The 4,127-nt window shown below is 40.6% G+C and carries 7 protein-coding genes and 1 pseudogene; 2 read left to right on the forward strand and 6 right to left on the reverse strand.

Annotated elements, in window-relative coordinates; all coding sequences use genetic code 11:
* Positions 1-671 (forward strand): SDR family NAD(P)-dependent oxidoreductase (locus tag ACFFAP_RS36705; protein ID WP_375515814.1); only part of this gene is annotated, 671 nt, incomplete at its 5' end.
* A gap of 265 nt (positions 672-936) precedes the next feature.
* Here the strand turns inward: ACFFAP_RS36705 and ACFFAP_RS36710 are convergent.
* The 5 genes and pseudogenes from ACFFAP_RS36710 to ACFFAP_RS36730 form a co-directional block, all read right to left on the reverse strand.
* On the reverse strand, positions 937-1,425 hold the full coding sequence (locus ACFFAP_RS36710) for a TIGR00725 family protein (RefSeq protein ID WP_375515505.1): 489 nt from the start codon (positions 1,423-1,425) through the stop codon (positions 937-939).
* A gap of 63 nt (positions 1,426-1,488) precedes the next feature.
* On the reverse strand, positions 1,489-1,767 hold the full coding sequence (locus tag ACFFAP_RS36715; RefSeq protein ID WP_375515815.1) for a hypothetical protein: 279 nt from the start codon (positions 1,765-1,767) through the stop codon (positions 1,489-1,491).
* Between the two features lie 338 nt (positions 1,768-2,105).
* Positions 2,106-2,261 (reverse strand): CopG family transcriptional regulator, encoded by a 156-nt coding sequence (locus tag ACFFAP_RS36720; protein WP_375515816.1) that lies wholly within the window; start codon positions 2,259-2,261, stop codon positions 2,106-2,108.
* Between the two features lie 371 nt (positions 2,262-2,632).
* A pseudogene (locus ACFFAP_RS36725) lies at positions 2,633-3,055 on the reverse strand (cell division protein FtsH); the annotation flags it as partial.
* Positions 3,056-3,104: 49 nt separating this feature from the next.
* Positions 3,105-3,299: a hypothetical protein gene (locus tag ACFFAP_RS36730; protein WP_375515817.1), complete on the reverse strand. Its 195-nt coding sequence runs from the start codon at positions 3,297-3,299 to the stop codon at positions 3,105-3,107.
* Between ACFFAP_RS36730 and ACFFAP_RS36735 the strand changes: the two genes are divergently transcribed.
* On the forward strand, positions 3,247-3,420 hold the full coding sequence (locus ACFFAP_RS36735; protein ID WP_375515819.1) for a deoxyribodipyrimidine photo-lyase: 174 nt from the start codon (positions 3,247-3,249) through the stop codon (positions 3,418-3,420). The genes ACFFAP_RS36730 and ACFFAP_RS36735 overlap by 53 nt on opposite strands.
* 504 nt (positions 3,421-3,924) lie before the next feature.
* On the opposite strand, the gene ACFFAP_RS36740 is transcribed toward ACFFAP_RS36735, so the two are convergent.
* Complete coding sequence (locus ACFFAP_RS36740; RefSeq protein ID WP_375515818.1) at positions 3,925-4,083, reverse strand: hypothetical protein; 159 nt, start codon at positions 4,081-4,083, stop codon at positions 3,925-3,927.
* Positions 4,084-4,127 lie beyond the last annotated feature (44 nt).

The raw sequence follows: 4,127 nt of genomic DNA on the forward strand, positions 1-4,127 counted from the left end.
TGGAAATGTTGAAGCTCGATGTTACCTCTGATGACTCAGTGCAATTATGTATTAAACAGTTGCTCACACGGACTAATCGCATTGATTTACTAATTAATAATGCTGGACAAATTCATGCCAGTATGCTGGAAGAAACTTCTTTAGAACAAGCCAAGGAGATTTTTGAGACGAACTTTTGGGGTGTTGTACGTGTTACTAATGCTGTTTTACCCTTTATGAGACAGCAACGTAGCGGGCATATTATCAATATGAGTTCAGTGGCAGGGCTGATCGGCGCACCTGGTCAAGGTTTTTACTCTGCAAGTAAGTTTGCACTTGAAGGTTATAGCGAAGCCTTAAGCGTGGAACTAGACCCATTCAATATTAAAGTGTCTTTAGTTGAGCCTGGCTACTTCAAGACCAATTTCAACCAAGCCATGTTACACCCTACCGCAATTCATAGTGATTATGACACTGTACGCGATGTAATTTCCTCATCTGTCCAGGGCGCAATTGCACAAGGTGACAATCCTGAAAAGGTTGCACAAGCGATTGCTCGTATTGCTTCAAGCCAGTCACCACGATTACGCTACCGTGTTGGCAATGAGGCACAATGGTTGCCTCCCCTGAGAGCGATACTACCTGATAAGCTGTTTCGCTTTGGTGCGCGTAAACGGTTGAACCTGCCTTAAACCACACCATGATTTTACTGGGTAACTAATTCGGAACTCCAGTTGCTCTCCACAGTAGTAATATATGACACTAAGGACTGGCTGGAGTTACCGATGGCAGTGCGGGTGATGGCGCTGCTGGTGGTGCAGTTGTTGGAGGCTCTCTAGCAGGCTGACAGGCCCCTATAAGTACACTTAGCCCAAAAGCTGAAATTAGAAAAATAAACAATTTTTTACTTAAGCCTTCTCACTTGAGAGAAGATTTTGCTGATACACTAATTCGTAACTAAGATAATATTCTTTTGGCAGTAGCGATCGCCTGATCCACACTCTCCACAATATAAACATTTTCTGGCGACAGTTTTTTAAAGAAAAGTTTACTTTCTTGATCATTATTCAACAAAATTACTTGCTTATTTGCTTTCAAAGCTAGAGCAATTTCTGAAGCGGTTCCTGTACCCATACCGCAAGCAATTACCAGATCACTGGTAAGAACATTAATATTGTTTCTAGAATTACCCATATCTGTGAAAATAGCAATATCCACCCAAGAGGACATACCATCCTGATTTTCACCTGGAAGAATACCAATAGTTAAACCATCAGCAGATTTTGCACCTTTACTTACTGCATCCATTACTCCTACATTTCTACCACCAGTCAGTAAAACCCATCCCTGTTTGGCAATAAGTTGACCTAGTATATAAGCATTTTGTAAATCATTTGCTGTCGCATTTTCTCCCCTACCCATAACCCCAATAATAATTTTTCGCATACAATTTCAGATCATACCGTGTAGGGCGTTCGTCGCAGACGTTAGCATAGCCATCGCTTTTTGTTACTTCCTTGCGCTTAATGCCTGCTTGCTCAGTTGCATCACAATATTTTGGGGCAATGGGTCTATGACAGCATCAGTAGGCAGAGATTTAATAAAAGCTGTTACCTCTTCTTGGGTTTGATATTTTCTCTCACTCCAAGCTGAAGCCATCTGTTTAGCTATTTTATTAGCATCCTCTCGCTTATTATGAGCAGTAATGCACCCGATATCATGACCAGTAAATGAGATCCTAGTCTGCCAACGAAGAGTAATTGGGTGCTGTACAATGCCTGTAGTCATTTCCAATTCGCAATTCGCAATTTGCAATTCGCAATTAATAATACCCCACGCATTCAGGCGGGGGCTTGAATATTGATATTACGTGTTTGTTTTTTTTCATAATTTAAATTAGTTGCTCTGTACCCTAACGGCTCAATTATCAATTACGTCCGCAATGGGCGAAAAAGCGAATTGCGAACTGCGAATTGCGAATTGTCCGGTTAGTTCATTGTCCTCAAGCACTAGTTTTTTCTTACTGTCACCGAATCCTTTTGACATAGCTCTGCTCAGTAAACGCTATTTTAAAATACCCAAAAATTAGCAGCGATCAGCCAAGCAATTGCTAATTAACCCGGAAATTAGTTTTGTCTTTCTTCAGTCGTCAGAGAGCGAATTAATTCTCGAATTACATCGGTTGCTGGTCTACCAGTGATTGAACAATATTTTTCCAACTTCTCTGCTTCACTTGATGTGAGATTGATTGTAAGTCGTTTAGCAGCCCATTTTTTATTCATAATATTAGACAAGTTCGCTTTTTCAACTACTTGCTCTAATATCAATCACTTAATCTGTTACTACATGGGTATTATCAATGACTTTTAATTCAAGACATTGTGAAGTCAACTGATAGGGTTTTTAGAAAAAATAGTCAGGATATAAAGTCTATTTGAAAGTGTGAAGTTGAAGTTACTTAAAAGCAATAACTATAAAGCCAGTGCGAAGAAAGTATAAAATAGTTAAAGGTAAAAGAAGTACTCTACTCAAGTAAGTTTTTACCGATTCTTAAAAAAGTGAGTGTCGCCAGTACAAATATCTACATCAGCAGCCTAAGCCACAGCCGTCGAACTCACCTTAATTTATTTTTCAGATCAAGTGAGTGTGAACGCTAGCCCTTGATCAACCAGGTATTCAAACTTACAGGTGCTTGCACTTGGGACAAAATCTGTTGCAGTTCATCGCCTTCTAACACCTCTTTCTCTAACAGGAATTGGGCAGTAGATTCTAGTAAGTCACGGTTGAGTTGCAGAATTTTCAACGCCATATCATGGGCTAGATCGATGTTCTGTTTGACTTGGCGATCAATCTCCACCGCAACGGGAGCACTAATTGAGCGACGAGAACTGCTGCCTTGCAGGAATTGTGCTGAATTCTTTTCAAAGGCGATTGGCCCAAGGGTACTACTCATGCCATATTGCGTGACGGCACGTTCGGCTAAATCTGTCGCTTTTTGAATGTCGTCACTAGCTCCAGTAGAGACTTTGCCCATAACAATTTCCTCAGCCGCTCGTCCGCCCAGCAAGGTCGCAAGGGGAGCAACGCGAAAAAGTGAGATCGGGGTTTAATTCTCAGTTACATAGCTAGATTCTCAATAATAACAGGTATTTCGTTGCGATCGCACTATTAAACAGGTCATTTATACCCCTAATTTTTAGCACCTCACTTTGGAGCGTTGCTCCCCTTCTGTAGTTTCGTCGGGATTTACGATTAGCTGATAATGAAATTGTTACACTAGCAGCTGCTAACGATGCAGCAGTAAAACCATTCTTCATCATTGATCCTTGGTTTTATACCTGGGCTGATGTTGGAACTGCCAGAGTTCGGTTCTTATTTGAGTCTTTGGAAAACCTTAACTCTAATCTCCAAAAGCTAGGTAGTCAATTATACCTATTTTAAGGCAATTCTCTAGACATAGTGCAAGGCTTAACAAAGCAGTTAATCGAGCAGGGATATAACTGCGGGGCTATAGTTTACCAGAAATTGAACAGGAGAAATACATTAACAATAGTTATTATCCACAACCAATTTTAGATTGGTCAAAGACACGTAAAATTAATGGCAAGATTGTCTCTGACTTACGAAAGCTAACCAAACAGCGATTAGTTAGCGAAGGTGGAGATGAATATGACGGTGCTTTTGCTGCTAAAGTAACTGTTGATAAATACTGGCAGCATAAAAACACAGAGTACAAAGAATATCAACAAAAGCTTGCCCAGGCACAAGAGTAGAAGTTATCTAAATTTTAGACCCTTTTTCTTAACTACTGCTCTGTTTGTCTGTCTGCAAGGATATTGACAGAAACTTGTTGGGGCTTCGGCAAAATCCGCAGTCAACACCCTAGCTTGCTGCTGAAATCGATGGATTAGGCAGCAACTGAATTCATGTTGCTGCTTCTACCATTCATTCACACCCGATGCCATCTCCATCTCCATCAAAGCCGTGAGGATCAGGTGGAAGCACTTTAAATCTTCGTTGAGTAATATCTCGTCGGCAATTTAAGTCGGGTGAATTTTGGGGAATGCAAAAATCTGGATAAGAAGGATCACAGTTGAATGGCACTAAGAAAAGCTATAAACCGTGCTGCATAAGCATTACAAGTATTA

Source organism: uncultured Nostoc sp. (assembly GCF_964245575.1).
GTDB lineage: Bacteria > Cyanobacteriota > Cyanobacteriia > Cyanobacteriales > Nostocaceae > Nostoc.

Coding starts and splice junctions, on each gene's coding strand:
- ACFFAP_RS36710 (WP_375515505.1), bottom strand. CDS start 1,425: ATGCGAAAAATTATTATTGGGGTTATGGGTAGGGGAGAAAATGCGACA.
- ACFFAP_RS36715 (WP_375515815.1), bottom strand. CDS start 1,767: ATGACTACAGGCATTGTACAGCACCCAATTACTCTTCGTTGGCAGACT.
- ACFFAP_RS36720 (WP_375515816.1), bottom strand. CDS start 2,261: ATGAATAAAAAATGGGCTGCTAAACGACTTACAATCAATCTCACATCA.
- ACFFAP_RS36730 (WP_375515817.1), bottom strand. CDS start 3,299: ATGATGAAGAATGGTTTTACTGCTGCATCGTTAGCAGCTGCTAGTGTA.